This is a genomic window from Acaryochloris sp. 'Moss Beach' (assembly GCF_021497025.1).
GTDB lineage: Bacteria > Cyanobacteriota > Cyanobacteriia > Thermosynechococcales > Thermosynechococcaceae > Acaryochloris > Acaryochloris marina_A.
Genome location: NZ_CP071717.1, coordinates 5088815 through 5115382, shown reverse-complemented (window position 1 = coordinate 5115382; position 26568 = coordinate 5088815). Strand labels below are relative to the sequence as shown.

Below are 26568 nucleotides of genomic sequence, written 5' to 3'. Positions count from 1 at the left end.
TCAATAAGGACTGAATATGCGTATTTGGCTCATTAGCTTTCTAACACTCTTGGCTTTAGCTAGAGGGTTTGAGTGGCTCCAACACCTGGCTTTGCCCTTTCCAATCCTCCTATTAGGGGGAGCCTTATTGTCGGTTTTATCAAACGAATCGACCTTAGCAGGCTTGCCTTGGATGCCTAAATCACAATCTTCTCAAATAGAGCCTGCAGCCACTAAAAACACCCTCACTCCCCAATAAAAATTCATCGACCCGGCACGAGAAAGGGGTGCTCAGATGAGCACCCCTTTCTCGTTGAATTTTATAGCTTTAGACGAATGTCTTAAGCCTCATCAAGTGCAGCAATTCCAGGTAAAACTTTACCTTCTAAAAGCTCTAGGCTTGCACCACCACCCGTAGAGATATGGCTCATTTTTTCAGCCACACCTACTTTTTCAACTGCCGCAACCGAGTCACCCCCACCAATAATGGTGTCAGCACCCGTCTCGGTGATCGCAGCCAAACTATGGGCAACAGCATCGGTTCCTGCTGCAAATTTATCGAATTCAAACACACCCATCGGTCCATTCCAAATCACAGTTTTGCAGTCGGAAAGTGCCGCCTGAAACTCCTTCACAGAATTGGGACCAATATCTAAGCCCATCCAGCCATCAGGAATATCACTAATACTCACAGTCTGAGCATTGGCATCAGCCGCAAAGTTATCTGCAACCACAACATCGGTGGGCAGCAATAGTGCGACTCCCTTCTCTTTAGCCTTAATCTCTAAAGTACGAGCTAACTCCAGCTTGTCTTCTTCAACCAAAGACTTACCAACAGCTAAACCACGAGCCTTATAAAACGTGAAAATCATACCGCCGCCAATCAGTAGTTTGTCTACCTTGTCTAATAAGGTTTCAATCACACCAATTTTGCTGGAGACTTTTGAGCCACCCACAATGGCCGCCAAAGGACGCTGAGGGCTCTCAATTGCAGCCTGTAGGTATTTCAGTTCTTTCTCAATCAAGTAGCCAGCCACAGAAGGGCTCAGGTGATGAGTGACCCCTTCCGTAGAGGCATGAGCTCGGTGTGCAGTACCAAACGCATCATTGACGTACAGATCAGCCACAGCAGCGAGCTGGCGAGCAAACTCAGGATCATTGGCTTCTTCACCCGCATGAAAACGGACATTTTCCAGCAGGGCTACTTGTCCATTCTGTAATGCACCTATTTTTGCTGCTACCTCATCTCCAATGCAGTCATCACATTTAGTGACCGATTGACCTAGCAATTCAGACAAACGAGCCGCAACAGGTGTCAGGCGCATGGACTCATTGACTTGTCCCTTAGGACGCCCAAAGTGGCTAGCAAGAATCACCTTAGCGCCTTTAGACGTTAGGTCTTGAATCGTAGGAAGAGCAGCTCGAATGCGGGTATCGTCTGTAATTTTGCCCTCGCCATCCAAGGGCACATTGAAATCGGCACGCACCAAAACTCGTTTACCAGATAAATCTGCCGATGTTAAATTGGCTATTGTTTTCTTGGACACAGTAAAAATCTCCTAAAAGCGTCTATTGCGTTTTATTACCCCCCATAGCAGAGCGCATGGGGTATTGGCATGATGATGGTTGGGATAAATCTATACCCAAACTCGTCGGTCGGGTTGGTTGTTAATGTGAACTGATTCCGTGCCGTCCATATTTTACCGGAGTCCGTACCCTGGAGTAGAGCTTCATGTTTAAGACGATTTTGTTTCCAATTGATCAAAGTCGAGCTTCTCAGGATGCTGCTGAGAAGGTGGCCGAAATCGTTAAATTCTGCAATAGCAAACTCGTCATCCTGTCAGTGCAACCAGATGCCGAGAACGCTCCCGAAAACGATACCCCTGCCAACCAAGCGATTGACCAACTTCTCCAAAATGCAAAAATCGCTTTTTCAGACTGGGGTATTGCCGCCGAAATCATAAAACAGGCAGGAAGACCTGCCTTCTGCATTTGTGATTATGCCGATGAGATCAATGCAGATTTAATAGTTATGGGCTGCCGAGGCGTTGGCCTTACTGAAGAAGGAGCATCAGAAAGCGTCAGTAATCGAGTCATCAATTTAGCCCCTTGCCCTGTCATGGTTATTCCTTAGGTACAGCCTTCCCTCTCCATGGATGGCTCTTTGCTGCCTGCTGCTCAACACAAACTCAAATGACCTATCTCGCTTATTGCTGGGTCAACTCGAGGATTACATCACATCGATAATTATTGGCCAGAGAGGCCAACAGATTTTTTAGATGTTCATATTCAGGTGAAATATCTTCTAGCAAGTCAAAAATTCCATCCGTATCTAAACTAATGGCTCTGCTCTGCAGTTGAGTCAGCCATGACTGAGACATCACTTCAAGTAACTGCGCCTTCAGATCGTTCCGTTTAGGCAGGGACAGAGAGTCACAATGGGTTAACGGAGGAGTCAATTCTTCATACAAATACTTCACCCCCAAATGCTGTGTCATTTTCTCTAAAATAATCGTCTCATTACAGGGTTTATGGAGAAAATCATCACATCCACAAGTCAGCGCTCGTTCTTTATCCTCATCAAAGGCATTGGCCGTCAAAGCAATAATCACTGGCTGTGGGATTTGAGGCATTGCCCTAATCCTTTGAGTTGCCTCAAGACCATCCATCAAAGGCATCTTAATATCCATCCAAACCAAATGCGGGCGCCACTCTTGGCAGACTTCCAACGCCTCTTGGCCATTTTGTGCAGATTTCACCAAAAAACCAATGGTTGCTAGCAATGTGACTAACAAGCATCGATTATCCGCATGATCTTCCACCACCAAGATACGAAATATCGGTTGATGAGGGTGAACCTGGAGAACGCGCTGTTCAAGGGTAGGTACCAATGCACTGGCAGTACTCACCTTGACGGGAATAGAAAAAGAAAAGGTTGCTCCCTCATGAAGCTGACTTGATACGGATAATTCCCCCCCCATTAAATTGACAAATTGACGGCTAATTGACAATCCTAAGCCTGTTCCATGTACACCTTGATGGGACTGTTTCCCATACTCAGTTTGGTAAAAAGGATGAAAAATTTTCTCTTGATCCTCTTCTGATACACCAGGCCCTGTATCCTCTACTGAGAAGGTTAATAAACAGGTAGGCTCCTGAACATTTACAGAGTAAGAATCATTAATATAAATGCGACTTGATACTTTTAGATCAACCTGACCTTCATCCGTAAATTTAATGGCATTCCCCAGTAAATTAATCAGCACCTGCCGAAGCTTTTTGATGTCAGCCTGAATATATTGAGGAACAGTTTTAGAAAACTGAAACTTTAAGGTGATCTTTTTAGAGGAGACCTTCTGTTGAAATAAATTATATAGCCCTTCCAAAAAGTGATGAAGGTTAAAATTAGTTGGATCTAGGGTGATCTGTCCAGCCTCAATTTTCGACATTTCTAAAATATCGTTAAGCAGAGCTAGAAGATGTTCACCACTATTATTGATAATACTTAGTTTATGAAGATGAGCAGCAGTCAAGGTTGAATCCCGACTCAATAATTGCGAAAACCCCAAAATTGCATTCAGAGGAGTTCTCAATTCATGGCTCATATTGGCAAGAAAGGTGCTTTTAGCTAAGTTAGCAGTTTCAGCCATCTCCTTAGCCGCCACCAACTTTTGAGCCCGTTCATCTGCTAACTTATGAGCTTCATTTAAAGCTGTATTTTTTGCCTGTAGAAGAAATAGAAAATCTGAGACCCGATCATGAACAGCAAAATGATTTAACCGTAATCCAAGAGGTTTGAGTTCATGGATTTCTGTTACCCAGAGAGACCCCAGGAAGAAAATTAAATTAGTCTCAGAAACATACATCATTTGCCCTTGCAACTGCATGTTGATGGCAAGGCAATCCAAAATCAGCAATGAACGGCAAGGTTCGCTGAGACTTGCAAAGTCAGGTGACAAAGGGGGTCTTTGAATAGCAAATTGCTGTCCAAACTGACTCCCACAAATCTTAGGGAGTAAATGCTGAAGAGAGTCTCCAGCTTGAATAATCTCTAAATCAGAATTTAGAACGAAATGGAATGGAAAGGCGGTGGCAAATTGCTCTGGCGGTAAGCTATGGCTCAGGGAAATTGTCTGATGACTAGGGCTGGTAGGTGACTGAGAACACATCGTGATCAGCTCCCTGCTCTCGATCTTGGACTTGGGTTACTTCTACTTCTGTATCAAATCGTTCCCCTAGTCCTTCCACCAATCCTGATACCATTGGAGCCATTCCCTTGCGATGGGAATAGTAATGCAAGTTTAAGGTCTGCTTCTCCTGATCACTACATTGAAAGGAAGGCGGTTGCATTTTGGGGAAAATTACCCCAAGCCGACTATGCAAGTCATCAAGATTACCCAAAAATTCTGGCAAATCATCACCCGCCAGGTTCATCATTTCGCCATAACCTTCTTGCCCTGTAAACTTAACCCAATATTTCCCAAAGTCTTCCATGATCTCAGCTGCAGATATTCCCAGTACTTGACTGGCAGACTTGACCAAACGATGGGTCAAATCGTCAGGATAACTCTCTAAGCTAATAAAATTCTCAGATTTAGTTTCTGAAAGCTCTCTTATCGCTTCCCAAGCCTCCTCACCAAAATGGTCACAAACCATTTCCTGAATGGCCTTATTCACTAAGCCATACATACAGCATCCCCCCACTCATTTATTTTTTCAGCAAATTAATCTTATAGAAGAGATTTGCCTACAACTATTCCCTCTAATATAATCAAGAACTAAAAATTGGGTCCAAAACAATAGGTTTTATTCAGGAAATCATCCTAACTTCATTCAAACTATTGCATTTTTTTTGAGCAGGGAAGAGACAAGCCGATGTTCTCAACTTAGCTGTAGAAATAGGTTGCCTACTTTAGGAAATAAATCTCGATCGCTAAAAAATTAAATGACTTTGGCTATTTCTCTGACCACATTTTTATTAGATTTAGTACCGAGTCATCTATATATTGGAATGGATCACTCGAATCAGGACGACAAGCTACCTACTGCTACTCTAGGCCACCATGTCGAATAACAAGATTTCAGCGTCTTCAGACTGTCCATGAACTTTAATCTCATGGAGATCTGAAATGGCAGCAGCATCTCCCGCCATTAGATCATGCTTCTCATTAAGCTGAATTACACCTTTGGCAACGTGCAGCCAAGCGATTCGGTGCGCTGACAACGGATGGACAACCGATCCTTGCTGGCTGAGCTGGGCCCCATATAAATCCACTTTTTGATGAATGGTGACCACTCCCTGCTGACTGTTTCTAGAACCCAACAGGTGTAAGTGATTTCTTTGTTGATCTATAGATAAATGAACTTGTTCATATCCAGGCTCTAAACCTTCAGCATCAGGGACTATCCAGATTTGCAATAGGTGAACCGGCTCAGAGAGGGAAGGATTATATTCGCTATGTTGAATCCCTGTGCCAGCTGTCATTCTCTGAACATCTCCAGGTTTAACGATGGAGCCATTTCCCAGACTATCTTTATGCTCTAGAGCTCCCTTTAACACATAGGTAATAATTTCCATATTTTTGTGGCTATGGGTTCCAAACCCCTGCCCCGGCTGGATGAAATCTTCATTGATCACTCGCAAGGGTCCAAAGCTCATATGGCGAGGATCGTAGTACTGGCCAAAGGAAAAAGTGTGATAGCTCTTGAGCCACTCTAAGTCTGCAGATCCTCTTTCTTGACCTCGACGAATATCGATCATTGAAGTCGACCTCTCATTTTTAGAAGTGAAGGGTAAATCACCGATTCCAGTCGGTGATATGTCTATCATCAACTAAGCTCAATAAAATGACAATATGATATTTTATTGACACATTGTCTCTTATTTGTTGACAATAATATGAATAAATTCGACAGTATGCATGCTTTCACCCAAGTGGTTGATGCCAGTGGCTTTGCAGCAGCTTCTCGAAAAATGGGACTGTCACGATCGCAAGTCAATAAACTGGTGATTAACCTAGAGGACAGTTTAGGGATCCAGCTCTTACAGCGCACCACTCGCAAAGTGACACCCACAAAAACTGGTCTGGCTTTTTATGAGCGTTGTCGAGCCATCCTGGCAGAAGTGGCAGAGGCAGAAGAAGCCATTACCCAATACCAAACCCAGCCCAAAGGAACCCTAAGGGTCAATGCCCCTATGTCTTTTGGCACAAAGTACTTGGCCCCAATTCTCCCTGACTTCTTAACTCAACATCCAGACTTAAAGGTGGAATTAGTCCTGAATGATCGATTTATTGACCCGATCGAAGAAGGATTCGACATTAGCATTCGCATTTCTGCACAGCCAACAACTAGTAGCTTAATCATTCACACCCTTTGTCCTGCCCCCAGAGTGCTATGTGCTGCTCCCGCTTATCTTGAGCAACAGGGTATTCCTGGAAATCCCGATCAACTCAAGAACCATTCTTGCTTGCACTATGGCTACTCAGCCCCCCTCAATCAGTGGGAACTCAAGGGGCCAAATCAAACCCAGTCGATTCGAGTCCAAGGGACTGTCTGTTCGAATAATGGCGAAGTGCTACGACAGGCAGCTCTCAAAGGGTTGGGGATTGCACTTTTACCCCACTTTCTGGTGGGAGAAGATTTGAAAGCTGATCGCTTGCAAGTGGTTCTATCAAATTATGCAAGTCCTGAGATCGCAGTTCATATCCTATATCCCGTGAGCAAGCATCTTTCTGCCAAGGTGCAGTTGTTCACTGAGTTCTTACAATCACAACTTGGCCAAGAGCCACAACTGGTCGATGAGACAGGCAAGAACTAAAATGGGAAAACTAGAACCACTCGAAATAACTGAAATTTCGGATTATTGATCTGACTTCGTTCTCAATCAGAAGTCTCAATTGTTATCCCGCTGACTAGCACCAGGCCATCCAGTCTATCGATAGACAAGGAATACGTAAGACCATCTGAACCGTTGTACAAGCAACTCATTTGCTAAGGATTTGACATGAAAAAATGGCTGCTGCTGCTACTGTTTATAGCGGGTTTCAGTTGGGCGATCTCAAATTTCCAAGGGCTATCTGCTCAGGGACAATATGATTCCCTAGTATTTGACTTCAAAGAATCTCTCACCACGGCAGAGATTGAAAGGCAGGTCAATTCTTTATCAGAGCAATTCCAAACTAAATTGACCTATAACAGTCAGTTCTCCTTAAATGACCATGTGTTCATTGCCAAGGGAGATCAACAGCTCCTCAACGCGGTTAAAAAATCTGGTATTAGCGAATTTACCGAATTTGTTGAACCCAACTATGCTTACCAGACTTCGTTCAGTCCCAACGATCCAGATTTTGATCAGCAGTGGAACCTCAAAAGCATCAACATGGAGGCAGCCTGGCAAGCTAGTCGGGGGCGAGGCACAACCGTTGCCGTGATTGATACAGGTATCGCTCCCGTTGCTGATTTAAAGCGGACTCGCCTTGTACCTGGCTATGACTTTGTCAACGATCGGGCCAATGCGACCGATGATAATGGCCATGGCACCCATGTAGCAGGCACCATCGCGCAATCCACCAATAATAACTTTGGCGTCGCGGGTATCGCTTATGAAGCTCAGCTAATGCCCTTAAAAGTTTTAAGTCGGGGTGGTTCGGGCACTGTAGCGGATATTGCGGAATCCATTCGCTTTGCAGCTGACAACGGAGCCGACGTCATCAATATGAGCCTGGGCGGGGGGGGTGAAAGTGAACTGATGCGAGAAGCCATTGAATATGCCCATAAAAAAGGTGTAGTGATTGTGGCCGCTGCGGGTAATGCGGCCAGAAGTGCCGTGGAATTTCCGGCCCGTTATCCCCATGTCATTGGCGTCTCTGCCCTGGATGCTGAAGGCCAGAAAGCACCTTACTCCAATTACGGTGCCGGGGTCGATATTTCAGCCCCTGGGGGCTCCCTCAGAGACAATAATGGCTTGGGCGGTATTCTGCAAAATACCATCAATCCCCGAGATGGCTCTTCCATCTTTGCCGCCTTCCAAGGAACCAGCATGGCTGCCCCCCATGTGGCTGGTGTCGCTGCCTTAATTCGATCCATTGGGGTCCAAAATCCTGATCAAGTCGAACAAGTCCTCAAGCAGTCTGCAGCTGCTGTCAAAGATGATGCCTCCAACTACTTTGGTACGGGTAAATTAGACGCTAGCAAGGCCGTCAGCTTAGCCGCTCAAAAAAGTTTTGGGTTTAATGGCTTTATGGGATGGCTGCGTAATGGCTTATTCTTAGGACCACGCTTCTGGTTCAACGCCAGAGCCGTCAACTGGGGCTATAAGCTGCTTATGCTAGCAGTTGCTGCCGTGCTCGCCTCCCTATTCCGCTTACCTTGGAATTGGCCAATGGGGTTAGGGCTAATTTTGGGCAGCACTGGCTTATTTATCCTCCGCTGTTTTCATCTCGTGGATCTTCCCCATTGGCCCCTTCGCGTTGTGGGAAGCTCCTTGCCAGAATTGGGCAGTGCGATTCAGGACACCCATGCATTAAACCCTTTAACGGCTAATGTTTTGATGGCTTTAGCACTGATTGTCCTCTTCCTGAGCCATCCTCAACTCAAGTGGTTAGCCCTTGGCGGTTCAGTGGGAATGACAGCCTGTCTAGGCGTCAGTGCGTTTATGGCCCCCCAAGTCGTCTGGTTAGGCAGCACAGCCGTTGCCCAGGGATTTTTAGCCATCAATGCTTTGCTCTGTTTAGCGTTAGTTTATCTAGCATCCAAATCCGCCACTCGTTCCGCATAAAATCAGCATGTCTATAGAAGCACAAGGAACCATCACCTTTCAAAGTTTTGGTCTAGGGGTATGGGCTCTAGCAGCCAGCGAGACCACCTACGAGCTCTTTGAACCCCCCACCGAATTACAGCAAGAGGGGCTGGCGGTGAAAGTAACGGGTAATATTCGAGATGACATTATGACGGTGGCAATGATTGGCCCAGTCTTGGACATCCAAAACTTTGAGATTCTAAGTTCTTGACCCCTAAGGTTGATTCGAGCGAACCACAAAGCTGTATCGTATACGAGCAGTCATGTTCCCTAGAAAATAACTACTCCCTAGTAAAACAAAGCTAATTAACCCAAACATCAAGCGTTGTGAGGCTCCTGTCTTACGGATTTCTGCTTCACTCCCTCGGAGAATTTGGAGTTTCTGGCCATGAGGGGCAACCAGTTGGCTTACTGGCCCTGATCCAACACTTGCAATCAGGGTAACCTTTGCTCCATTAGGGATATACTGACGCAATACCCTAGGTTTGACAGAGCGGGTCGCGGGCAGATCAGCCAAGGGAAAAGTTTGATCTTGATACTCAATAGCAATAGGGCGAGCAGTCCGCGAAGAGCCATCATATTGCAATTGAGCGCGAGCGTTAAAATCCCTTTCTACTGGCAACTGAGCTAAATCAGAATTGACCAAAATTGTTTGGGTTGATGCTTGAAGGGTGTTATCTGCAGATAACACCACTGAATCTACCTGATCCTGCCACTCATATAGCACTTCATCGGCCACCACTTCCGAGCCACTAAACTCAGCTGAAACCTGGAGTTCTCCCTTCAGTACCTTCAGCTCAGGATCATCAGGCATGACAATAGGATCTGAGGCCCATAGGAAACCAGAGATTTTGAAAGGTGGGGTGGGATCACCTCTATAATGCAGAGCTTCAGAAATCGACTTTTCTGGTAATTTAGCCAGCTTATCCGCTTGCCAGGTCGTAATCCCTAACACACTACCGATCAAAAATATTGCCCCTAGCCCGCCAGTGACAACCGTTCCAAACACCATGAATGAATAGCGATTGTACTCTTGCTTGCTGACATGGCGGGGACGATCAGTCCAAAAAGAACGTCGCATCTTCATTGAATTTCTTCCTGCTCCATCTCTCCCTAACATTCACAGTTCAGGTTCAAAGATTTCAACCTGCTGTGACAGTACCCCCAAGGTAACTGCAACCCCCATCTCCATCCGGGGGATAAGGGGAGCTAATATTTCAATGATCGATGGATTCTGAAAATGATCCGGTTTTGTTTCAGGGTGGGGATAATAAATCAGTCCCGCAGCACGATGGTCGCCATACTTTACTCGACAGGGAGAAAAGGAAAAGGTTTCAGGACAAGATGCTGGATACCAATGCACCAGAGGAAACGTCCATTGAGGCTGAATCATCTGAAACTGAGCTGGAGCAATAGAGATATTCAGGGTGCCAGGATAATAGGGGGATAGGTCTAATCCTAATTTTTGGAAATGAGGCATTTGTAGCACAATCGTTCCCTCTGGATAAGGAGAGTCCACTGCTCGTCCAGAAGCGACACCATATCCTGATTGCAATTTCCCAGATACATAGGACCAGGCTGGGTCTTCTGCTGCTAGCAACTGACAATACCCGTCCACTGAACTTGTTTCCGATGTTCTCGCCGATAGGAAAAGAATTTATCGGGGTCTTGATAGGTGCAATGGGGTGCGATCGCAACTTGGTCTGGCAGCACCCCCATCTGCTCTAACTGCATGGCATTCACCCGCCGCACATCTAATCGCACTCGTCCCGCCTCTGAATCAGCGATCAGGGGGGAGTGTTCAACTTGTAAGAGATGCTCAGCAATAACTTCAGCAGACTGCTCAGAAAGATGGGGGTCGACGACGGTACTACCGACTTGAGCGGCAACCTCCGTATCGACTTGATACATCTCACCTGCGATCGCAGGTCCCATTGCCACTCGAATATCTTTGAGCTGACTCCCCTGTTCTTGCAGACGAGTCAGGGCCATGGGCACAATCTTGGCAGCCGTTCCCCGCCATCCGGCATGGACAGCCGCAACATGACCCAAGCGAGTATCCGCAATCAATACGGGGGTGCAGTCGGCCGTACAAACCCAAACAGCCTGGTTTTTATTCTGGCTGATCAGGCCATCCGCAGGAGGGAATTCTGATACCACTTCATCTGTTTCAGCAGCCTGAGACGGCAACTGGTCCCAATAGGCTTGAACTTCCGTGGGGTTTAAGACTGCATTGCCATGCACCTGTTTAACACGAAAGGTTTGAGCATCTGCGTTTAGTATCGGGGCTAACTCAGCCGGGGGCCTAGGCCAAAATTCTCGGGTGAAAAAGCCATGGGGCCAAGGCTCCAGCAAACTACATGTTAAGTAAGAGCGACCCTCACAGGTACGCCAATTCCAGGTATGCATGGGGGGAGAATAGACCTTAAACAGTGCTAGGCTTACCTATGCTAGCGTGCCTATTCTAGTTTTAACGGGCCTAGCACCCGGACTGTGGGATTTGATCAACCAGCATTTCAGACTCATCTAACGACCCAAACCTGGGGGCGGCCTCTCCATCACTTTGAGATCCTTGACTCCACCAATACCAAGCTCTGGGAATTGATTAAACAGGGGGCAAAACCTGGGACAGCAGTCGTTGCAGCCCAGCAGCAAGCCGGTCGAGGCCAGCGAGGACGGACTTGGGAATCTTCTCTAGGGGGACTGTATCTGTCGGTTGCGATCGCACCCCGTATCCCCGCCGATCAAACCGCCCAAATCACTGTAGCAACCATTTGGGGACTGGCTACCCTACTGCGGCAGCATCACATCCCAGTGTGGCTCAAGTGGCCCAATGACCTCCTAGTGCTGGGGAAAAAGTTTGGGGGTATCCTAATCGAAACCAGCCTTCAAGATCAACAGGTTCAAACAGCAGTGCTCGGCATTGGCCTGAATTGGCAAAATCCAGTCCCCGATCAAGCCATCAACCTAGCAACCATTGCTGAACAGTTACCTGCACAAAATAGATCTCCGATTCATTCCCTAGAAGAATTAACCGCCCTCACCTTATTAGGTCTAGAAAATGGCTATCTTTTTTGGCAAACCCAAGGCATCCATAAATTACTGCCAGATTATTTAGATCTAATAAAAATTTATCCCAAAGCCAGTCAACCCATCCGCCAAGATTTAGCAAAACGTCTAGGGTTATGAAGGCATCAATACTCTAGGTATAGTAAAAGGGAGAAAGTCGTTTCCTTAAAAATTTATCTACCATTAGGAAATAAGTGGCTAGGTTGATTCTTCCTTAGTAGGTATGCTTTGCTAAGTCTTGAAGGTTAACTTAACCTTGTCTCTCTTTGCTTTACTGATGTGTTTTCCATTGATTACCGACAAAAAACTGAATCACCTCTAAGGATCGAATTGGTATGATGCATCGCTCACTCTCGCTCCGAACTCACCTTCGGCCAACATCTCTGTTGTGCCTGGGTAGCTGGCTAAGCCTTCCCCTTGGCTTGGGAGTTCTGTCTCTAAATCAGCGAGCCCAAGCGATTGATCTTGAGAGTCCGGCCATCACAGAAACAGCCCCCATCTCTCCTGCAGCACCACCCGTCGACACATTTATCGATCCACCTGAACCTGCTTGGGAACCAGCGCCTGTCGCACCACCTGTACCATCTATCCCTGAGCCCATTGCCTTACCTGAAACACCTGTCCAGGCTGCTCCAACAGCTCCAGCCATATCACCACAAGTCATGCCGCAGGTAGCTGACCGTCCTGCCATCGCCCCCACAAATACAGGTTCCAGCACTTATTCCATCACCCATGACCCGGTGCCGGTAGAGACCACATCTACCCCGACCTCGCATAAGACCGTTCTATCGGGTAGCATTTCGGGTTGTAAAGCAAGCCTCAAAATTGATCCAGTCCTCGCAGCAACCCTGTGTGGCCCTGCGATTCAAACAGCCCAGAAACCCACAATCCCGATTCGTCAATATACTCCTGTTGCTTCAGCTCCAACCTATTCGACCTATTCTTATCAACCACCACAACAGCCTGCCCCCAAGTGGACAGGCTATTCTCCGTCCTATATCCCCAAGACTGCCCCAACTCCCTGGGTTAAAGGTGCTCCGGTCTCTTTGAGTCCCTTAGCAAAAACCTCTCCCTCGATTAAACGGCTGTCTTCCTCTCCCAACCCCCTAAAGTGGCTCGTTCCAAATCGGCAACAGATGATCTTTCCGTTGCCCATGCCCGCCTCCATCACTTCAGCCTTTGGTTGGCGGACTCACCCGATCTCAGGCCAAACTAGTTTCCATGCTGGCACTGACTTGGCAGCACCAACAGGCACACCTGTTCTAGCGACGTTTCCTGGTCAAGTCCAAACCACAGGTTTTATGGGTGGCTATGGCTTAGCAATTCTACTGCAACACCAAGATGGGCAACTGGCGACCCGTTATGCTCACCTATCCAAGATTTATGTCCAGCCCGGTCAATGGATTTCTCAAGGAACCATCATTGGATTAGTGGGGAGTACCGGAAATTCCACTGGCCCTCACCTGCACTTCGAGACGTTAAAGCGCCAAAATAAGCGCATGGTCGCATTTGATTCTGGCATTCAGCTCAAAGTCTCTCTGGCAGAATTAATTAAAGCGATGCAAACAGCAAAAGTCCCTCCCAAATCTCAAAGCTAAGTTGGGCACAACAGATTGAAGTTCCGTAGCCTAAATCTGTTAGAGCCTAGATATACCTACCTCAATCTGCTAGGCGAGACACCCCGACTGAAACCTTGGGGTGGTTTCTCTCGTGCATCCTACTAGCTGCCTCCATCTACTGGCAGCCAGATTTATGACATGTTGCACCATGAATTGCAGACATCTATACAGCAAGACTCACTCATTCGATCAAACGATCTATCAGGATATGACTAGGCGCTGGATAAAACCGTTCCAGTCATAGGGTCAAAGTGCTGACCACTAATTTTTAGGTAATTGAGATGGATTGCAGGCTTGCCATACTTCAATCATGGCTTGAACTGCCATTTCCACAGGAATTTGTTCCAAGGTTTGGCTGTGATGAAATTTTAAGCTGATAATCAGTTGTTTGTGTAGAACCGAGAGGCGCTGACGTTCATGGGCAGCCTCGACGACGTCATCTTTCATGTGTCATTAGGTTGGAGCCAATGGCATCCAAGAGAAATAAGCATCAACATCGAAAACCTGCACTGCTAATAATTTTACATAGCAGGCGAAAAGAGAGTCTTAGAAAAAAAGAAAAACTGGATAGTCAGCTGTCCTGTCTTCCATTGGTATAGACAATGAATACAGTCTGCATTCCTGAAACCGCCATGATTAATGGAGGAAAAATGCAAAAAATCTAATCAATATATCCTCAAAAAATGAGGAGATTAAGGATAGCCCAAGGAGATTTAAATCAATACTAACTTAGACAACCTCTATATGGATAAGTAACTTCAGATATAGAATCGTACAGGTTCTTGGTTTAACCTCATTGCTACAGCTAATGAAGGGATAGCTAATTCTTCAGCTAGTTGTTATACCATTGCCATTACTCTGTTGCTTAGTTGGTGATAATGCAGATTTATACGCCTGATTGGGTTAAAAATGCTGTCTTTTATCAGATTTTCCCTGATCGTTTCGCTTTCCGCCCACATTCCTCTATTCCGTCCCAAGTAAATTGGGAGTCTTGGCACGCACCGCCTACCGTCCAAGGATATAAAGGGGGAAATTTGTGGGGGATTATTGATCGTCTCGATTATTTAGCTGATTTAGGCATCACAGCGCTCTATCTAACACCCATTTTTCAATCGGCGTGTAATCATCGGTATCACACCCATGATTATTACCAAGTAGACCCCATTTTAGGCGGGAATGAAGCACTTACTGCTTTGTTAACAGCAGCCCACGAACACCAAATTAAGGTGGTACTGGATGGTGTCTTTAATCATGCCAGCCGAGGATTTTTCTTTTTTAACGACATCTTAGAAAATGGCCCTCACTCACCTTGGGTGGACTGGTTTCGAATTGAGGGCTGGCCTGTTGCAGCATATCAAGGTAGCAAGCCTGCTAATTATGTGGGTTGGAGTGGCAATCGAGCCTTACCCCAGTTCAACCATGACCACCCCGATGTGCGTGAGTACATTATGCAAATTGCGGAGTACTGGATAAAACAAGGCGTTGATGGGTGGCGCTTAGATGTGCCCAATGAAATTCAAGTCCCTGAATTTTGGCAAGAATTTCGCGATCGCGTCAAAGGTATCAACCCAGAAGCCTATATTGTGGGCGAGATCTGGGATAATGCCCAGCCCTGGCTACAAGGTGACCAATTTGATGGGGTGATGAACTACCAGTTTCGGCAGGCCACTATCGCTTTTGCCGCAGGCGATCGAGTGGATATAGACTATACAACTCAACCGACCTATGCGCCTTATCCCGCCCTGGAGGCATCAGAATATCAGCAACGAATTCAGGACTTACTGACCTGGTATCCCTGGGACATTCAACTGACCCAACTTAACTTACTGTCCAGCCATGATACGGCTCGACTGCTGTCGATGGTGCATTTGGACTACAGCACCATAGAACTGGCAACACTCCTGTTGCTAACCTTTCCCGGTGCTCCTTGCATCTATTACGGGGATGAAGTGGGGCTCCCAGGAGGAATCGATCCTGATTGCCGTCGCAGTTTTCCTGAAGAGGCCGATTGGCATCTCCCATTACAAGCCATGCACAAACAGCTGATTCAAATCCGGCACCAACATGCTGCTCTCAGAACTGGCCAATACCAAGTTTTACTGGCTACGGATGAGACCTATGTCTTTAGCCGTTCTTTGGCAGAAGAAGTGCTGATTGTAGCTATCAATACTAGTACTGAGTCTAGTTCGATCACCGTCGACCTCAGCCCGTTACCCCAATCTATTTCAAAACTGGACTGTATCTACGGAACGCCTAAAGTCTCAGAAGTAAATTCAACCACTACATTAGAGCTGCCTGGACGACAAGGGAGTATTATGATTGCCAGTTTTGAATAAATCAGGCCTCAATTCGCTTAAAACATTGTTTTGGTATCACAGACGTCGGATTACTCCAATCGGTTGGGCATCCTAAGAACATGGGGGGACCCCAGTTTCGGGGATGTCATGAATGCATCTAAATTCCCGTACATTAGAAGCCTTAACAGATGGAAGCAATTTTAATGGTTCTAGCTGGATTGCTATTAGGTATTATTGCCACCGTAGCAATTCTCTATGCCTTCTTGGTGGTCCTGATTTTACCGAATAGAGAATCTATCTCTACTTTTCAACAACACTCTTCCCAACCGCAACGCCTCACTACTGAGGTTCGAGAACTCAGTGATTTACAAGCTTTGATGGAAATCAGGCAGCCTCAGCCTGCCGAAGCCCGTTCTTGGCATAAAAACTCTGAGTATCTAGCACTAAAAGCAGACATTCAAGATGAATCTCAGGCTTATCAGCGTATTCCTACTTTTTTAAGAGGATTTATGCCCAAGCCTTGGAAAAAAGCTTGGCAGTATAGCGAGTCATTAACCTATGTGAATGATTCAATTCCCAAAATTATTGGGAACTGGGATAGTCGAGAATTCTCTCGTCAATGTACCCCTACGCTATTGAAATCTACCCAGAAGGACAGCTTAGATCAGAGCTTTGCTGAGCTACTGGGTCGATGTGGCCAGATGACAGCTTATCAAGGCATCAAATATTTTGGCTTGGATAACCGAGGAGATTCGGTCTGGCAATTTGTGGCTCAAGCTGATTTTGAGAACGGATGGGCCATCATCACCGGCCGTGTGATTTGGCAAGGACAGCGCTGTTGGTTTGATCACTTCAGTATCAGTAACGCCATATAGTACTGAATAGACTCCTCAGCATGGTTTTCTAATTCACGTATTTTAGATGGATTTTAAAAGAGTAGGATGTGCAGATTGCCAGCCTGCTCTTTTTTTAGATCACCAATCTTTCCAGGCTAGAGGGTGATCTGTATTAGCTGCATAGGTTTGCAACAGGGATTGATACATCGGACTATCTGACCATCGATCAATTTCTCGGGCTCGAAGCACAGGCAGAGGATGAGTCAGCTCAGCAGTGCGAACTGACTTGAGCAGGTTACCTAAATCATGATCGATGCGATCATAGGCTCGTGCTTGGTCAATAAAGGCGTCTACATTCAGCTGAGAGGCGAGGGTAGATGATCCCCCTGCTAATTTCATCAGGACTGATGCCATAACATTGGCATTTTGGGTGACGAGTAACCCCGCACGATCGCAAGTGAATTCTGCACAGCGGACCCAAGCCATCAACTGCCGTTGCAAGTTTTGGGCCATTAAGCCACCAAAGGGAGACAACTGACCAGCCGCCAGCACGAGCAAGTTAGCAATGGTGAGATACACGCCATGCTCGCATTTCAGATGACCCAGCTCATGGGCTAATACAGCCTGTATCTCAGGGGGATCGAGTAATTCTAGCAGTGACGTATGCACCACAATAAAAGGTTGCTGTCCCCGCATGGCTAAGGTGTAGGCGTTCGGAGTAGGATTTTGGCGAACGTACAGCTGAGGCTGTTCCAAGTCAAGAATATGGCAGGCTTCAACAAGCAGGTGGTGCAGGTCAGGAAGTTGTCGTTCGCTGACTAAAACGCTAGATCCAATATTTTCTAGATAGAAGACTTGTTCGGCTACGCTTCCTAGCAGGCTTCGTACAAGCCAATCTAACCCAGGAAACTGCTGAAGGGTTTGGGTTGCTTCCAAATCAATAGGATGTCGGAACTGGGCAGCCTGCAACCCCAATAAGGGAATTTTTGACATCGGCATTTTGTTTTAGTTTGCGGTGTGGCCTGACTTCATTGTGACATTTGTTTTTTAGAGTAGAGAAAAGGGTTAATTTTTTATCGTCTTAACACTGGGAAAAAAGCAGGGATAAGCTTCGATTTACCCTATTCCGTGAAGGGGCGAGGCAGGGTGATAAACCTGCTGAGATCTCAGAGTATCTTGAGATGACTAACCGTTCAGGGCCTAGAGCTGTCAGCGATTCTCTAACAAGTTGCTCCATCTATAATTGAAGGATCTCCTCAAGGAACAGCTGTTTTCAGAGTAGATGTGACGGATGTGTTAAGAGAATGCTGATTCTAATCTGGATCTGTTAGTTTGAAAGGGGTAATCGTTTTCCCTTATTTCTTTCGCTATATTAATTAATAGTAAATTAAACGCCTGTGGCTCCAATAAAAAAAAAGAAATCAACAAAACCAGCCTAATATTAACGAACGTATTCGTTTTCCCGAAATTCGCGTAGTTGATGCAGATGGAACCCAGCTCGGCATTATGGCGCCCAGCGAAGCCATGGAAATCGCCGATGAGCGGGATCTGGATTTGGTGCTAGTGAGTGATAAGGCCGATCCACCAGTTTGCCGGGTCATGGACTACGGTAAGTTCAAATTTGAACAAGAGAAAAAAGCCCGGGAAGCAAAGAAAAAGCAGCATACTTCTGACGTCAAAGAAGTGAAAATGCGCTACAAGATTCAAACCCATGACTACGAAGTGCGGGTAAACCACGCCAAGCGCTTTCTAAAATCTGGCGATAAGGTGAAGGCAACCGTCACATTTAGAGGCCGGGAAATTCAACATTCCCATTTAGCCGAAGCGCTGTTAAAGAAGATGGCGAATGATTTGCTTGATTTTGCAGAAATCCAGCAAGCGCCCAAGCGTGAAGGACGAAATATGATTATGTACCTATCTCCGAAGAAATAGAGCTGGAGTGTCTCCTCCATTGGCAGCTAGACTCGAGCTATAAAGGCTGCCCTCCAACTTGTACCCATTCATGTAATTCGTATTCAACACAATGGTTCAAGATCAGGGGGTCTTGCTCTACGATGTCTTGAGCTTCTTCGTAGGACTGGGCCTCAAAGATCAGCATGCCTCCTGCACTCTCTCGCCAATAGCCCGTTTTCGCCTGGTGGCTCTTCAAGGTTTTAACATAGGCCAGATGGGCGGGCACATGGCGATCAAATGTGGTTTTATCCACAATGCCGCGTTCAATTTTGATATACCAGGGCATGGCCTAAAGATACTTTTGTAAAATTAAGGAGAGTTGTTCTTTGGTAGTTGCTGGAGCCTGATCCAAGGGGGTAAAGATCGCGTGCTTTAGAGCATTATGAGCCTTGGAAGCAGGGGGCGACTGACTCAGGCGTTTAACGGTTTCTTTAATCACGCTTTGGGCATTACTCGCATTCTTGTGGAGGTTGCCAATAATCATTTCTACCGTGACGCTGTTATGTTCTGGGTGCCAGCAATCATAGTCGGTGACTAGGGCGAGGGTGGCATAGGCCATTTCTGCTTCCCGTGCCAGTTTAGCTTCAGACAAATTGGTCATGCCAATGACGGTGCCACCCCAGCTGCGATATAGGTTCGATTCTGCTTTGGTGGAAAAGGCAGGGCCTTCCATGCACACGTAGGTGCCCTGGCGATGAAGGGTTACGTCTGGGAGATTCAGGGATGCGATCGCATCTCCCACTACCCCAGCCAAAGCCCCACAAATAGGGTCACCAAAACCAATATGGGCCACAATGCCATTACCAAAGAAGGTGGAGACGCGATTCTTTGTTCGATCGATAAACTGGTCCGGCACCACCATATCCAAAGGTTTCGCTTCTTCCTTGAGGGAGCCAACTGCCGAAGCGGAGATCAAATACTCAACACCCAAAGATTTCATGGCATAGATATTGGCCCGGAAGGGTAATTCACTCGGGATAAGATGATGATTCCGGCCATGGCGGGCTAGGAAAGCAACTCGTGTTCCCTCTAAGGTGCCCACAATGAGCGCATCTGAAGGATCACCAAAAGGAGTCTTGACTTGAACTTCTTCTACATCTGTCAGAGCCTCCATTTTATAAAGGCCACTACCGCCAATAATGCCAATTTTTGCCTGAGCCATATCCAATACTAGTGACTGTTCAATCCTTTCGTAGTGTACTGGGAAAGTTAGGTCTAGCAACTAATTTTTTTCGCTAGCAGTGAGCCGAAACGCCCCATTTCCCTCACATTCGCAAAGAAAGCCTGAAATTATGGTTCAGATTCCCCAAAATCAAAGGCTTAACATGCAAAAAGCCAGGGGTTGAATATGCAACAGATACCCTGGCTTTTACTTTAGATATTTTGGCGAGTCTACCCTGTAGCCCAATCTTGAGGTTTTAAGAAAGTCTCATATAGTTCTGCTTCAGGGGTATTAGGCTCGGGAGAATATGCATATTCCCAGCGCACCAATGGCGGTAAAGACATCAGGATAGATTCAGTACGGCCATTGGTCTGCAAGCCAAAAATTGTTCCTCGGTCATAGACCAAGTTAAATTCTACGTATCGACCTCGGCGATAAAGCTGGAAGTTGCGCTCACGATCACCATATTCAGTATCCCGTCGTCGCTCAATAATCGGGACATAGGCAGGCAAAAAGGCATTGCCACAGTCTTGGGCAAAGGCAAAGATTTCATCCCATGATCGTTGGGGTAAGGTACCCAGCTGATCGCTATGGTGGGCAGCAATCCCTTCAGCATGGGGGCCACGGTATAGGGCACCGATACCATCCTGATAATCAAAGAAAAGACCGCCAACACCTCGCATTTCTTGCCGGTGCTTGAGGTAAAAGTACTCATCACACCAAGGCTTAAAGGTCGAGTAATACTCAGGATGATGACGATCACAGGCTGCTTTCATCGTTTGATGAAAATGGACCACATCTTCCTTAAAAGGGTAGTAAGGGGTCAAATCAATCCCGCCACCAAACCACCACACAGGTCCAGCTTCAAAATATCGATAATTCAGATGCACCGTTGGCACATAGGGACTACGTGGATGCAAGACCATCGAAGTCCCCGTCGCATAAAATCGATGCCCTGCAGCTTCCGGTCGTTGTTTGAGAATAGAAGGAGGCAAATGATCCCCCCAAACCTCAGAATAATTCACACCACCCTGCTCTAAGAGTGCCCCTTCTCTTAGGACTCGCGAGCGGCCACCTCCTCCTTCAGGTCGGTCCCAGGAATCCTCTTGGAACGTGCTTTTACCATCCAATACTTGGAGCTTGTCACAAATACTGTCTTGCAAGCCTCGCAGAAATCCCCCCACCTGCTCTTTAGAGTCTGAAGGGGGTGGAGGAGCATTTATTACCGCTGAAGGCGTAGAAGGAGATGCGGTCATGAGGGGCCTCTAGAGAAATAAGGGCTGAGCCATTACAAAAATGCTTCGCTTGTATTGCAGGAAGCAGAGCCAGCCACGTTGCTTTATCTACTCTAGAACGATTTGGACGAATGGAGAATAGGGGATTCGAACCCCTGACCTCTGCGGTGCGATCGCAGCACTCTACCAGCTGAGCTAATTCCCCAAGAAACGCGGACTATTGCCGCGCCAACATATTCTAATGAGTCCGTTTTTGCTCTGTCAATTAAGGAGCAGACACGCATTAAACCCAATTTAATAAACAGAGAATGAATCAACGACACGCTGAAAAACAGGCTCAACCTTAGTCCAACGAGACTCTGGTGTAGAAAGGCTGAGAGTAAACAGCTTACCCCGACGAACAACCACAGTTGAGAGGTTATGGCGTTTACCAATGGGTAAATCAATCGAATATTCAAGGGCGTAATAGACTTTCTCATCTTCTGTTCGCGAAGCTGCCGCCAATAAATCCGCTTCTTGACCAGATTGGGAAGGCGCAATCACCGCATTCAAAAGAGTGCGAGCCACTTCAGTTGGATCCCCTAAATCTGTCAACTGAGTATCACTGGTAATGTCACTAACAACTACGCTCACATTTTCGGTTTCTTCAATCAGGTCATGAAACACGACGTCAGAGCTACCGGGAACTTTGATGGGTGCCCAGCCATTGGGATACATAAAAGTATAACCATCAATATTGTCTGCATAAGCTTGCAATCCGGCTGTATCAGACGCGCAGGCTTGTAAGGTCAGACTTAAAATGATGAGTGCAAGTGCTGCGATTCTTTTGAACATGTTATGTGTCCTTAACCCGTTTTCCTTTGCTTGTAGACAAATTCGATTCATTGAGTGAGTTTATTGTCGCATTGGGAGGAGCGTTACCTCCATCAATTGCAACAAGATGTTTAATCCCTATGCCTCCATCTCCTTAATTTCAAACATCTGCAGATACCAATCTGGACCAGTTGAAAACTGTTGCCAGCCAAAAGCATGAACAGCACAGCCTAATTCTTGCCGTGCTTCAGTACTCATACCATAGGCTTTTCAGTGATAATTGGCACAACCCTGATAAGGAGACGCCGCTGATTCCGCCCTGGGAGCGAACCCGATCTAAGTTCGGAGAATTCGGCAATCCCAATCTAGAGGTCGCCATCATAAATTGAGTGCTTTTAGGCTAGCCCGATGGGCTGGACGAAAGAGATCTCGCTTCTGCTGCATGATGACCTCACCCAGTTCGGCATCGTTTATCTTAAGAGTGTCTTTAAGAGACCATACAGGCGAAAAAGGATGAGAGAATGAAACGGTATTTGCGGGTGCTGAAGCTGTTTTGGGCAACGACCATTGCAGCCGAGATGGAATATCGAGCCAACTTTGCAATCTCAGCCCTTAGCAGCGTAGGAAATCTCGCGGGCAGTTTATTCGGCCTGTCTTTGTTTTACCGCACAGGATATACCTTCCAAGATTGGACTTGGCATGAAGCCCTTGTTGTTCTGGGCATCTTCACCCTCCTTCAAGGCTTTTCAGCCACCTGCTTAGTCCCCAATCTAAACCGCATTGTTCGCCACGTTCAAGAAGGCACCCTCGATTTTATTTTACTCAAACCCATCAGTAGTCAATTTTGGTTATCAACTTATTCCATATCCCCTTGGGGCTTGCCCGATGTCATTTTTGGGCTAGGACTAATCGGCTATGCCGGATTTCACTTGAAGCTAGGTTGGCAAAATTATGCTCTTGGCCTGGGGCCACTTCTCTGCGGATTTCTCAGCCTCTACAGCCTGTGGTTTATTTTGGGAGCCACCAGCATTTGGTTTGTCAAAATCTATAACGTTACGGAAGTCTTGCGAGGTCTAGTCGAAGCTGGCCGCTACCCAGTAGTAGCCTATCCAACCGCCTATCGCTTCTTTTTTACCTTTGTTATTCCTGTGACGTTCCTAACGACAGTCCCCGCTCAAGCCATGCTCAACCGAGCCACCTGGAATTGGAGCCTAGGTGCAGGAATACTCGCGATTGCTTTATTTATACTGTCCAATCGTTTCTGGCAGTTTGCACTCCGCTTTTACACCAGTGCATCCAGCTAGCGGTCAATCCACCACCACCGGATTTTCCAAAGCACGAATCTCGACCATGGCTGCCAGCAGTCCGCCCATACCAGAAGCAACGATGCCAATGATCATCCCCACTTGAGTCCAATTAATCACAGCAAATGGCCAGACAATACTACAGATAGCAATGGGGGCAAGGACCAACCCCACGGATAAATTAATGGCACCTAGCAAAAAACTGGCTTTGACCGAGAGGGCTTCCCATCCAGCAGTGGCATCTTGATTCACACGGCTGGCAATTGCTTTCACCAAAGCACCAATGCCAATGACACATCCCATTCCTGTGACCACCGCCATCGTCGTTCCTGCAGAGACTTTGGTTGAACCGACCAAAGCCCCAATCGCAGAGCCAATGCCAATAGTGACGATGGTCCACACCGCCCACACCAGCCCATTCTTATAATTTGTAGCCATTTGCTTAGATTGTTGCTAACTCTTTTATTTTCCCCCAATACGGATCCCTTAGGGATAAAACGTTAGTTCCGGCAATCCTAAGGTTTCTGGCCAGCCCATCATCAGGTTTAAGCATTGGACAGCTTGCCCTGCTTGACCCTTCATCAAATTATCAATGGCTGAAATCACGATGACACGACCGGTTCGCTGATCAACTTCTATGCCGAGATAGCACAGGTTCGTGCCATAGGCCCATTTCGTATAGGGATAGGTACTACTAGGTAAGACTTTCACCCATGGCGAATTACGATAAAACGCGCTAAAGATCGTAATCAAATCTTCCCGCACCAGTCCTGGGTCCCGCATCGTGGCATAGACCGTTGCCAAAATCCCCCGAGTCATCGGTGCTAAATGGGGCGTGAACTGGACGACCACCTCTCGCCCAGCCAAATCACTACTCACCTGTTCAATTTCGGGAGTATGACGATGATGGGCCACACCATAAGGACCAATACTGTCATTGGCCTCAGCTAGGAGTAGATGGGTTTTGGCTTGGCGTCCCCCCCCTGATGTGCCCGTTTTGGCATCAATAATGGCACTGTTTGGATCGATTAGCCCTTGTTTGAGCAAGGGTGCTAAAGCCAACAAACTAGCGGTAGGGAAACATCCTGGACAGCCCACCAATTGAGCCGTTGTAATCCCCTGCCGATAGAGTTCAGGCAAACCATAGACTGCGGTAGAGGCAAGATCGCGATCTTGTCGTTTAGTCCCGTACCAATCTTCATAGGTATCCAGGTTATTAAATCGGTAATCAGCAGAGAGGTCCAATACCTTGCAACCTCGTTCCACTAAAGTCGGAGCCATCTCTGCTGCCAAACCATTGGGAAGAGCCAAAAAGACCACCTGGGTCCGCTCAACGATTTTGTCTAAATCGATGGCTTCTACCTTTAGACCTTGTTTAAATCCCAAGTGGGGGTACAAATCCGCAAATGGACGACCAGCACTGCTATTGCCCCCCAAATAGGCCAGCTGGACATGGGGGTGTTCCAACAGTAGACGAGTCAACTGGACCCCACCATATCCAGATGCTCCAATAATGCCAACAGGAATATCTTCCTGAGAACCCATATTCATTTTTCCCTCAGAGGTCAGTCATACAAACAGTTAATGTAGTTCAGGCTTCCCAAAAATAATGATGATGATATCGATCACCGTATTAATTGATATCGATCACTGCATTGAATAGCAACGACTGCATTAGCTCACATGTGCTGCATTGTAGTACCAAATCCCCATTTCGACTGGTTTTGCAGAATCAAAGGATTCTGTGCGAACTGGCGTCCCCACCCCTTAGAATTAAGGAGAAGATGTTAAAAAACGTTACGGTACCGTCACTTTGAATCCCCACGACACGCCAACAGACTCTTTTGAATTTGACTCCATTGAAGACGCCCTTGCGGAGTTTAAAGCGGGACATGCCATTGTCGTGGTGGATGATGAGAATCGGGAAAATGAAGGCGACCTAATTTGTGCAGCTCAATTCGCCACCCCTGACATGATTAACTTTATGGCCGTGGAAGCGCGGGGGTTAATTTGCCTAGCCATGACGGGGGAGCGATTAGATGCATTAGAGCTGCCCCTGATGGTTACCAATAACACCGACATGAACCAAACGGCCTTTACCGTCAGTATCGATGCCTCTCCTCATTTAGGTGTCACGACCGGCATTTCGGCAGAAGACCGCGCCCGTACGATTCAAGTCGCCGTCAATCCCGATTCTTTACCCACAGATTTGCGACGACCTGGGCATATTTTTCCCTTGAGAGCCCGCCCTGGCGGTGTTTTAAACCGAGCAGGCCATACTGAATCGGCGATTGACATGACTCGGTTAGCAGGGTTATATCCAGCTGGTGTAATCTGTGAAATCCAAAATCCCGATGGATCCATGGCTCGACTGCCAGAGCTTCAAGACTATGCCCGCGAACATCAGCTTAAAATCATCAGCATTGCCGATTTGATTAGCTATCGGCTTCAACATGAACGGTTTGTTCATCGAGAAACCGTTGCTGAGATGCCCACTGAGTTTGGCCAGTTTCAAATTTATGCTTACCGAAATCAGCTCGATCACAAAGAACATGTCGCTATCGTTAAAGGTGATCCAAAACAGTTTGGTCAACAGCCCGTAATGGTGCGGATGCACTCAGAATGCCTCACCGGAGATGCCATCGGCTCCCTCCGCTGTGACTGTCGTATGCAGCTCCAGGCCGCCCTCAAAATGATTGAGAATGTGGGGCAAGGCGTCGTAGTGTATTTAAGACAAGAAGGCCGTGGAATTGGTCTAGTCAATAAATTAAAGGCTTATTCCTTGCAAGATATGGGTCTAGATACCGTAGAGGCTAATGAGAAACTAGGGTTCCCAGCCGATCTCCGAAACTACGGTGTAGGGGCTCAAATCCTCAATGATCTGGGCATTCAAAAACTTCGTCTGATTACCAATAATCCCCGTAAGATTGCAGGGCTCAAAGGCTATGGATTAGAAGTTGCAGACCGAGTACCTTTGCTGATCGAGGCCAACACTTACAATACGACCTACTTAAACACGAAGGCAGAAAAGTTAGGTCATATGCTTTTGCAAACCTACCTGCTGACGATTGCTATCCGATGGCAGGATGACCCCTTAGATGTGACTCAACGCTACGACCGTCTTGAAAAACTGCGTCATTTAGCAGACAATCAGCATCTGTTGCTACAGGAAGAGGCCCGTCCCGTCGGGATTGCTTTGTTCGAAGGCCAGTCTCTAATTTGCCATTTAGGTTTAGATCAACCTGATGTTGCCACCGCGGATTGGTATGAGCAAAAAGGACATCCTTATCTTGAAGCTGTAGCTCGCATATTCGAGGATTTACAGTCTTGGTCTAATATTGCAGGTTTTGAGTTCCTGATTTCTTCAGGTGCTGACCCCCTGAAAAATCTCCAAGTCAAGCTTGACCGTAAGAGTATTGAAGCCAATCAGCTGTCCCAATCCCTAGGCCATGCTTTAGAAACACAAACGATTTATAGTGTGTTATTTCACGCATAAATCGG

The 26568-nt window shown here is 46.8% G+C and carries 26 protein-coding genes, 1 tRNA gene and 1 pseudogene; 12 read left to right on the top strand and 16 right to left on the bottom strand.

The annotated features are described in order from the left end of the window. Positions 1-16: 16 nt before the first annotated feature. Positions 17-238, top strand: a complete 222-nt coding sequence (locus HRE53_RS24130; protein WP_212665617.1) for a hypothetical protein — start codon at positions 17-19, stop codon at positions 236-238. A gap of 82 nt (positions 239-320) precedes the next feature. Here the strand turns inward: HRE53_RS24130 and HRE53_RS24125 are convergent, their stop codons facing one another. Beyond that, positions 321-1526, bottom strand: a complete 1206-nt coding sequence (locus HRE53_RS24125; protein WP_212665616.1) for a phosphoglycerate kinase — start codon at positions 1524-1526, stop codon at positions 321-323. A gap of 185 nt (positions 1527-1711) precedes the next feature. Here HRE53_RS24125 and HRE53_RS24120 point away from each other — a divergent pair, with 185 nt between their 5' ends. Next, entirely contained in the window at positions 1712-2113 is a 402-nt protein-coding gene (locus tag HRE53_RS24120) for a universal stress protein (protein ID WP_212665615.1), read from the top strand. Positions 2114-2186: 73 nt separating this feature from the next. Here the strand turns inward: HRE53_RS24120 and HRE53_RS24115 are convergent, their stop codons facing one another. The 3 genes from HRE53_RS24115 to HRE53_RS24105 all read right to left on the bottom strand — a co-directional run bounded on the left by HRE53_RS24115 (position 2187) and on the right by HRE53_RS24105 (position 5740). After that, positions 2187-4148, bottom strand: a complete 1962-nt coding sequence (locus HRE53_RS24115) for an ATP-binding protein (RefSeq protein ID WP_235108254.1) — start codon at positions 4146-4148, stop codon at positions 2187-2189. After that, positions 4120-4668 carry a heme NO-binding domain-containing protein gene (locus HRE53_RS24110; RefSeq protein ID WP_212665613.1) on the bottom strand — a complete coding sequence of 183 codons (549 nt, stop codon included), beginning with the start codon at positions 4666-4668 and terminating at the stop codon, positions 4120-4122. The genes HRE53_RS24115 and HRE53_RS24110 overlap by 29 nt, the downstream gene beginning before the upstream one ends. Before the next feature lie 364 nt (positions 4669-5032). After that, a complete protein-coding gene (locus HRE53_RS24105) occupies positions 5033-5740 on the bottom strand; it encodes a pirin family protein (protein WP_235108253.1) in 708 nt (235 codons plus the stop codon). A 138-nt stretch (positions 5741-5878) separates the two neighbouring features. On the opposite strand from HRE53_RS24105, the gene HRE53_RS24100 reads away from it, so the two are divergent. The 3 genes from HRE53_RS24100 to HRE53_RS24090 all read left to right on the top strand — a co-directional run bounded on the left by HRE53_RS24100 (position 5879) and on the right by HRE53_RS24090 (position 8990). Next, positions 5879-6799 carry a LysR family transcriptional regulator gene (locus HRE53_RS24100; protein ID WP_235108252.1) on the top strand — a complete coding sequence of 307 codons (921 nt, stop codon included), beginning with the start codon at positions 5879-5881 and terminating at the stop codon, positions 6797-6799. 186 nt (positions 6800-6985) lie between these two features. Continuing rightward, positions 6986-8758 (top strand): DUF5942 domain-containing protein, encoded by a 1773-nt coding sequence (locus HRE53_RS24095; protein WP_235108251.1) that lies wholly within the window; start codon positions 6986-6988, stop codon positions 8756-8758. Positions 8759-8765: 7 nt separating this feature from the next. Next, positions 8766-8990, top strand: a complete 225-nt coding sequence (locus tag HRE53_RS24090; RefSeq protein WP_235108250.1) for a hypothetical protein — start codon at positions 8766-8768, stop codon at positions 8988-8990. 3 nt (positions 8991-8993) lie between these two features. Here the strand turns inward: HRE53_RS24090 and HRE53_RS24085 are convergent, their stop codons facing one another. Genes HRE53_RS24085 through pgeF form a run of 3 tightly spaced genes read right to left on the bottom strand, consistent with a single transcriptional unit; the run spans position 8994 to position 11188 of the window. Next, positions 8994-9860: a hypothetical protein gene (locus tag HRE53_RS24085; RefSeq protein ID WP_235108249.1), complete on the bottom strand. Its 867-nt coding sequence runs from the start codon at positions 9858-9860 to the stop codon at positions 8994-8996. Positions 9861-9899: 39 nt separating this feature from the next. After that, on the bottom strand, positions 9900-10397 hold the full coding sequence (locus tag HRE53_RS24080) for a hypothetical protein (protein ID WP_235108248.1): 498 nt from the start codon (positions 10395-10397) through the stop codon (positions 9900-9902). Further along, positions 10373-11188, bottom strand: coding sequence for a peptidoglycan editing factor PgeF (gene pgeF, locus HRE53_RS24075; protein WP_235108247.1), 816 nt, complete (start codon positions 11186-11188; stop codon positions 10373-10375). The genes HRE53_RS24080 and pgeF overlap by 25 nt, the downstream gene beginning before the upstream one ends. 84 nt (positions 11189-11272) lie before the next feature. Here pgeF and HRE53_RS24070 point away from each other — a divergent pair, with 84 nt between their 5' ends. Continuing rightward, on the top strand, positions 11273-11968 hold the full coding sequence (locus HRE53_RS24070; protein ID WP_235108246.1) for a biotin--[acetyl-CoA-carboxylase] ligase: 696 nt from the start codon (positions 11273-11275) through the stop codon (positions 11966-11968). 215 nt (positions 11969-12183) lie between these two features. Continuing rightward, a complete protein-coding gene (locus tag HRE53_RS24065) occupies positions 12184-13446 on the top strand; it encodes a M23 family metallopeptidase (RefSeq protein WP_235108245.1) in 1263 nt (420 codons plus the stop codon). 282 nt (positions 13447-13728) lie between these two features. Here the strand turns inward: HRE53_RS24065 and HRE53_RS24060 are convergent, their stop codons facing one another. Beyond that, positions 13729-13914, bottom strand: coding sequence for a hypothetical protein (locus HRE53_RS24060; RefSeq protein ID WP_212665603.1), 186 nt, complete (start codon positions 13912-13914; stop codon positions 13729-13731). Positions 13915-14345: 431 nt separating this feature from the next. Between HRE53_RS24060 and HRE53_RS24055 the strand changes: the two genes are divergently transcribed. Both HRE53_RS24055 and HRE53_RS24050 read left to right on the top strand, forming a co-directional pair. Continuing rightward, positions 14346-15803 carry a glycoside hydrolase family 13 protein gene (locus HRE53_RS24055; protein WP_212665602.1) on the top strand — a complete coding sequence of 486 codons (1458 nt, stop codon included), beginning with the start codon at positions 14346-14348 and terminating at the stop codon, positions 15801-15803. Between the two features lie 149 nt (positions 15804-15952). Beyond that, the gene (locus tag HRE53_RS24050) at positions 15953-16639 is read left to right on the top strand and encodes a hypothetical protein (protein ID WP_212665601.1); all 687 of its coding nucleotides are present in this window, start codon (positions 15953-15955) and stop codon (positions 16637-16639) included. A gap of 99 nt (positions 16640-16738) precedes the next feature. Here the strand turns inward: HRE53_RS24050 and HRE53_RS24045 are convergent, their stop codons facing one another. Continuing rightward, positions 16739-17599 carry a M48 family metallopeptidase gene (locus HRE53_RS24045; protein ID WP_235108244.1) on the bottom strand — a complete coding sequence of 287 codons (861 nt, stop codon included), beginning with the start codon at positions 17597-17599 and terminating at the stop codon, positions 16739-16741. Positions 17600-18010: 411 nt separating this feature from the next. Between HRE53_RS24045 and infC the strand changes: the two are divergent. Further along, positions 18011-18532 (top strand): annotated as a pseudogene (infC, locus tag HRE53_RS24040) (translation initiation factor IF-3); the annotation flags it as partial. A 37-nt stretch (positions 18533-18569) separates the two neighbouring features. On the opposite strand, the gene HRE53_RS24035 reads toward infC, so the two are convergent. The 5 genes from HRE53_RS24035 to psbP form a co-directional block, all read right to left on the bottom strand. After that, positions 18570-18839 carry a YciI family protein gene (locus tag HRE53_RS24035; protein ID WP_212665598.1) on the bottom strand — a complete coding sequence of 90 codons (270 nt, stop codon included), beginning with the start codon at positions 18837-18839 and terminating at the stop codon, positions 18570-18572. 3 nt (positions 18840-18842) lie between these two features. Beyond that, on the bottom strand, positions 18843-19715 hold the full coding sequence (locus tag HRE53_RS24030) for an S-methyl-5'-thioadenosine phosphorylase (protein ID WP_235108243.1): 873 nt from the start codon (positions 19713-19715) through the stop codon (positions 18843-18845). Positions 19716-19945: 230 nt separating this feature from the next. Further along, on the bottom strand, positions 19946-20971 hold the full coding sequence (gene hemF / locus HRE53_RS24025; RefSeq protein ID WP_235108242.1) for an oxygen-dependent coproporphyrinogen oxidase: 1026 nt from the start codon (positions 20969-20971) through the stop codon (positions 19946-19948). A 111-nt stretch (positions 20972-21082) separates the two neighbouring features. Further along, positions 21083-21155: transfer RNA gene (locus HRE53_RS24020), tRNA-Ala, on the bottom strand. Positions 21156-21244: 89 nt separating this feature from the next. Continuing rightward, complete coding sequence (gene psbP, locus HRE53_RS24015; RefSeq protein ID WP_212665595.1) at positions 21245-21784, bottom strand: photosystem II reaction center PsbP; 540 nt, start codon at positions 21782-21784, stop codon at positions 21245-21247. A gap of 500 nt (positions 21785-22284) precedes the next feature. On the opposite strand from psbP, the gene HRE53_RS24010 reads away from it, so the two are divergent. Next, positions 22285-23067, top strand: a complete 783-nt coding sequence (locus tag HRE53_RS24010; RefSeq protein WP_235108241.1) for an ABC transporter permease — start codon at positions 22285-22287, stop codon at positions 23065-23067. 3 nt (positions 23068-23070) lie between these two features. Here the strand turns inward: HRE53_RS24010 and HRE53_RS24005 are convergent, their stop codons facing one another. Both HRE53_RS24005 and argC read right to left on the bottom strand, forming a co-directional pair. After that, complete coding sequence (locus HRE53_RS24005) at positions 23071-23505, bottom strand: hypothetical protein (protein ID WP_212665593.1); 435 nt, start codon at positions 23503-23505, stop codon at positions 23071-23073. 48 nt (positions 23506-23553) lie between these two features. After that, positions 23554-24612, bottom strand: coding sequence for an N-acetyl-gamma-glutamyl-phosphate reductase (gene argC, locus HRE53_RS24000; protein WP_235108240.1), 1059 nt, complete (start codon positions 24610-24612; stop codon positions 23554-23556). Between the two features lie 268 nt (positions 24613-24880). Between argC and ribBA the strand changes: the two genes are divergently transcribed. Continuing rightward, positions 24881-26563 carry a bifunctional 3,4-dihydroxy-2-butanone-4-phosphate synthase/GTP cyclohydrolase II gene (gene ribBA / locus HRE53_RS23995; protein WP_235108239.1) on the top strand — a complete coding sequence of 561 codons (1683 nt, stop codon included), beginning with the start codon at positions 24881-24883 and terminating at the stop codon, positions 26561-26563. Positions 26564-26568 lie beyond the last annotated feature (5 nt).